The following is a 2,919-nucleotide window of genomic DNA, read 5'->3' on the forward strand; positions in this document are numbered from 1 at the left end:
TCCGTAATTTCTAGAGTAGTTTGATGGATATGGAGATTGAAATGGCCACCCAGCATGTTTTCAATAATGGTCAATTCATGATCGGAGTCTCCTTGACCGGCCACTGGATTAAAAATAAGGTGAGCCACTTGGGTCCGCGCTAGGGCACTGATGACCAGTTCTCCTGTAGCTAAGTTGGTGGCGATCGCTACATCATGGACATCACAAATCCGTAAGAGAGCCTGAATATCAGGTTCATGGGATTTAGCATGGAGTGCATCGATGAAGAAAAACACAGCACAGACCTTTCCCTCCGCCACCGCTGCAAACAACTGGGCATCTCCACCGATAGGACCAGGGAGTAAGCAATCAACAGGTAAGCCAGTGGAGTTTTGAATTTGTTTCCCTGTGTTCCCTGTAGCAATTAAGGTGTAGCGAGAGAAAACGATGTGGTGGCGCTTGACAAATGCCACTATATCATTTTTCTTGTTGTCGTGGGCAATCAGGGCAATAGTTGCAGGCATACTACTGTACCGGAACTCAAAACCAAAATTCTCAAAGGCCAATGGGCAAATGACCCAGTATTTACGTCATTCTAAAGCGTTTATTCCAGTTGTGTAGTTAAGCTATGGATAACTCGATACTAAGTTGCGGTCAAAGGTACAACTTTCTCTTTCCCAAATCTCCCTATCTCCCTATCTCCCTATCCCAGCAATCTACTATAGCAGTCGCCAGGGTAATTAGGACATGACAAAAGTCTCAAACTACAGTTTGGCTTGAGTTTAACTTCTGACTTCTGACTTCTGACTTCTGACTTCTGCTATATCTTTGAATGCAACTTGGTATAAAAATATTAACATTCCTAGATAAAAATACAAGCCTAAACATAAAAATTTACAAAAAAACCATTGACATTTTAAATTAGTTTATGCTAGGGTTAGATGTGATCAGATTTTTTTTGATATTCTAGTTTTTTCATCTTCTAGTCTTTAGCTTTTCCTTGAGGGGAAGGTTTTTACTAACTTTTTCTTCCCCATTTTTTTGGCTTTTTTCTAGGTTTTAGGGAGCAGGGAGCTAAGGCCGTGGGCCACGCTTACTGGCAGAGCCAGACGCTGCGCGAACGCGAACGGAGCTTCGGAGCAGGGAAAAATATTTATATGATGTACCTGATTAGACTAGGAAAAACTATAGAAAAATAAATACTATTCCCCATCTCCCTATCTCCCGACACTTGCCCATCTTCCCAATTGATATAATACCAAATCCGCTTGGTCATTACCCCTTTATTAAAATCGACCAAATCTTTTTATGCCAGGAATCTAGGGCTATGGGGATAAGGGGGGTATGGGAACAGAATTGATATAAGTCCTAATCCTATTCCACCATCTGCACCAATTTCCCTAGAATAGGTTCGATGGGAGGGAGTAAATATTCGGCGAGATCGAGGGTTACTGTTTTTTCCTCCAATTTCAGAAATCGCCATAGAGTCCCAGTGGTTACGGCACCGTAAACCGTTGCGATTGGCCGTAGGCCACGCTCCGCGAACGCATTACCGTTACTATTATTCTCCTGTTGGTTAAACCGACCAGCTGCTACCATCGCGGCGATACATTGTCCTAACCCCCCTTTCAGGTCTTCTTTTTTAGCTTCTATAATAATGGCTACCGGGGCTTTAATAAATAACTGTTCCGGTGACAGACTAATAATAAAATCACAGGTGCCATTTAATCCTACTTCTGGGTCAACATTAAACTCTTCCCCAGAAAACAAGCTAATCTGGTATTGATGGAATTCTCTAACTGCCAGTAACACTGGACATATCAAGAGTTCTGATCGGGCTTTTTCAGTATTTAGTGCGATGGCCAGTTGGTAATTTTGGGTGATAAATTCCGCTAAATAAGGACTAGGAGAAATTACGCGTTCGCGTAGCGTGGCCGTAGGCCAATCGCTTTCAAAAATATTCCCTTGTTCGATTAAAGTTAAGTCAAAATCCTTGACTACTTTTTGAATAGTAAATTGACGGTAAGACATGATCTAGGGAAGGGAGTAGGGAATCGGGAGTAGGGAATCGGGAATCGGGAATCGGGGGTAAAATATTGTGTACTTGATTACTAGGAAAAACGGGCTTATTGGATTTTTTAACTATTTTTTTTAACTATTTGCTGAAATGCTATACTTTGAATGCGAACGCAAACAGAAGGCAAAGTGTGCTATTCAATAATAATACTACCGTAAGGTAACGCTTCTTTTAGTGACGTTTATGAACTCTCCCAATGACAACCATTCCAACAATCTCAGAACATATTGAAATCACTCCGGGGGTTTGTGGCGGGAAACCTCGGATTGCCGGACATCGGATTCGAGTTCAAGATATTGTCATCTGCCACGAAAGCATGGGAATGTCACCGGATGAAATTCTCTATCGCCATCCTAGCATTACCATGTCAGATGTCTATGCAGCACTGGCTTACTACCACGACCATAAAGAAGAAATCAGACAGGATATTGAGGCAGGAGTTGCCTTTGTACAAACGGTACAAGCTCAAACACCGTCTCTATTACAGCAAAAACCTCAGAATCGGTAATGACCAAAAAGCGATGCAGCGCGGTCTTGGGGGTCCCCCCCATGAGCGACTGCATCAAGACAGATCCGATTCCATTTGGATGAAAGTGTTAGCAATGCCATCTGCTGAAAGTTTGGGTTTGATTTCTGTGATTTCCCTTGGTCAATCGCTTCGCGACCATTCAAAATTATCAATTCAAAATTCAAAAACACCCCACGATTCAATTATTAGGTAAATTCAATTTTGTTATTCCTACTCCCGATTCACCACTCCCGACTCCCGATTCCCGATTCCCGATTCCCGATTCCCGATTCCCGATTCCCCACTCCCCACTCCCCACTCCCCACTCCCGACTCCCGATTCCCCACTACCGACA

Annotated in this window: 4 protein-coding genes; 1 reads left to right on the forward strand and 3 read right to left on the reverse strand. The window is 43.0% G+C overall.

Annotated elements, in window-relative coordinates; genetic code table 11:
- Positions 1–503 (reverse strand): methylglyoxal synthase (mgsA, locus tag F6K20_RS32235; protein ID WP_287297482.1); only part of this gene is annotated, 503 nt, incomplete at its 3' end.
- Between the two features lie 850 nt (positions 504–1,353).
- Complete coding sequence (locus F6K20_RS32240; protein WP_008188049.1) at positions 1,354–2,010, reverse strand: hypothetical protein; 657 nt, start codon at positions 2,008–2,010, stop codon at positions 1,354–1,356.
- 242 nt (positions 2,011–2,252) lie between these two features.
- Here F6K20_RS32240 and F6K20_RS32245 point away from each other — a divergent pair, with 242 nt between their 5' ends.
- A complete protein-coding gene (locus F6K20_RS32245; protein WP_044494655.1) occupies positions 2,253–2,564 on the forward strand; it encodes a DUF433 domain-containing protein in 312 nt (103 codons plus the stop codon).
- Here F6K20_RS32245 and F6K20_RS32250 read toward each other — a convergent pair.
- Complete coding sequence (locus F6K20_RS32250; RefSeq protein WP_287297484.1) at positions 2,552–2,728, reverse strand: hypothetical protein; 177 nt, start codon at positions 2,726–2,728, stop codon at positions 2,552–2,554. The two genes, F6K20_RS32245 and F6K20_RS32250, sit on opposite strands and share 13 nt — an antisense overlap.
- Positions 2,729–2,919: the final 191 nt, after the last annotated feature.

It is taken from the genome of Moorena sp. SIO2C4 (assembly GCF_010672485.1).
Classification (GTDB): Bacteria; Cyanobacteriota; Cyanobacteriia; order Cyanobacteriales; family Coleofasciculaceae; genus Moorena; species Moorena producens.